This window comes from Streptomyces sp. URMC 123, from assembly GCF_051386515.1.
Taxonomy (GTDB): domain Bacteria; phylum Actinomycetota; class Actinomycetes; order Streptomycetales; family Streptomycetaceae; genus Streptomyces.
In genome coordinates this window covers 1-1,329 of record NZ_JBPQTV010000615.1, presented here as the reverse complement: position 1 = coordinate 1,329, position 1,329 = coordinate 1, and the positions used below count along the sequence as shown (strand labels likewise).

Genomic DNA, 1,329 nt, shown 5'->3' with positions numbered 1-1,329 from the left:
GGCGGGGACGGCTGGCGTGGCGGGTGGGTACGGCGCCGGGTCAGGCGCCGTACGGGTGCTTGGCGCGGGCCTCGCGCAGGGCGGAGGACCACCAGCCCAGCCGGTCGAGCATGACTTTCGCGGCGGCGTTGGGGCCTGCGGGGTCGGTGAGCCGGCCGTCGTCGCCGAAGGCGTCCCACGGGTTGTGGAAGCTGACCACGTCGCGGATCGGGGCGGCGTGGAGTTCGTTGAGGACGGGTCGCAGTGCCTCGACGGCGCGCAGGCCGCCGGCGAGTCCGCCGTAGGAGACGAAGCCGACCGGTTTGGCCTGCCACTCGGCGTAGTGCCAGTCGATCAGGTGCTTGAGGGAGGCGGGGTAGGCGTGGTTGTACTCGGGGGTGACCATCACGAACGCGTCGGCCTCGGCCAGCCGCCGGCCCAGCGTGGCCATCCCCGGCGGGCGCTGCTCGCTGAGGATCTCGGGCAGCTCCTCCTCGGCGAGGTCGATGACGTCGACCTCGAACTGCCCGTGCTGGTGGGCCTCCTCTACGAACCAGCGGGCGACGGTGGGCCCGAAGCGGCCCTCGCGGACGCTGCCGATGACGACGGCCAGGCGCATGGTCTCGGGGGTGGTCGACATGGTGTCCCCTTCGTTGAGGCGGCGGATGCGTACGGTGCGTGCGTACGGCGGGTGCGTACGGCGCGGACGTGTGCGGTGCGTGCGTACGGCGGGACTCCGGTGGCTCTCCGGTGCCGTCCGAGTGGTTCCAGCATCGAACCTCGAGCGCGGTTGAGGGCAAGGCGATGCCCCGCCGCGGCGCGGAATATGTCAGGTCGGCCTTGAACCGTACGAGCGCGGCCGACCGTTGACGGTGCCGGCGCCCGCGGGCGTACGATCCAGGGGGCGACTCGACCGTCGGACGGACTCGCGGCGTGCGGCGGCTGGAACGCGGGGGCTGACGTGCGTGTACTCGTGGTGGAGAGCGATGCCGTCGTGGCCGGAGCGCTCGCCGTGGGACTGCGGCGGCACGGCCACGAGGCCGAGGTCGTCGACACCGGGGCCAAGGCGCTGACGGCGTACCACGACGCGGACCTCGCGCTGCTCGACCTGGAACTCCCGGACATGGACGGGCTGGAGGTCTGCCGGACCATCCGGGCCGCCTGCGATCTGCCCATCATCGCCACCACCGATCGCGGCACCGAGCTCGGCCGGGTGCGCGGCCTGCGGGCCGGCGCGGACGACTGTCTGGACAAGCCGTACTGGTTCCCGGAGCTCATGGCCCGGATCGAGGCGGTGACGCGCCGCGTTCAGCCGCGGTGGGCCCGGCAGGGGGCGGGGCGGGCGCATCC

At 73.2% G+C, this 1,329-nt stretch carries 2 protein-coding genes; one reads left to right on the top strand and one right to left on the bottom strand.

Going from position 1 to position 1,329, the window contains the following annotated elements; genetic code table 11:
- Positions 1–40 precede the first annotated feature (40 nt).
- Positions 41–619, bottom strand: a complete 579-nt coding sequence (locus ACSNOD_RS31220) for an NADPH-dependent FMN reductase (RefSeq protein ID WP_436770444.1) — start codon at positions 617–619, stop codon at positions 41–43.
- Between the two features lie 321 nt (positions 620–940).
- Here ACSNOD_RS31220 and ACSNOD_RS31215 point away from each other — a divergent pair.
- The coding region (locus tag ACSNOD_RS31215) for a response regulator transcription factor (protein ID WP_436770443.1) at positions 941–1,329 on the top strand (389 nt) is incomplete at its 3' end.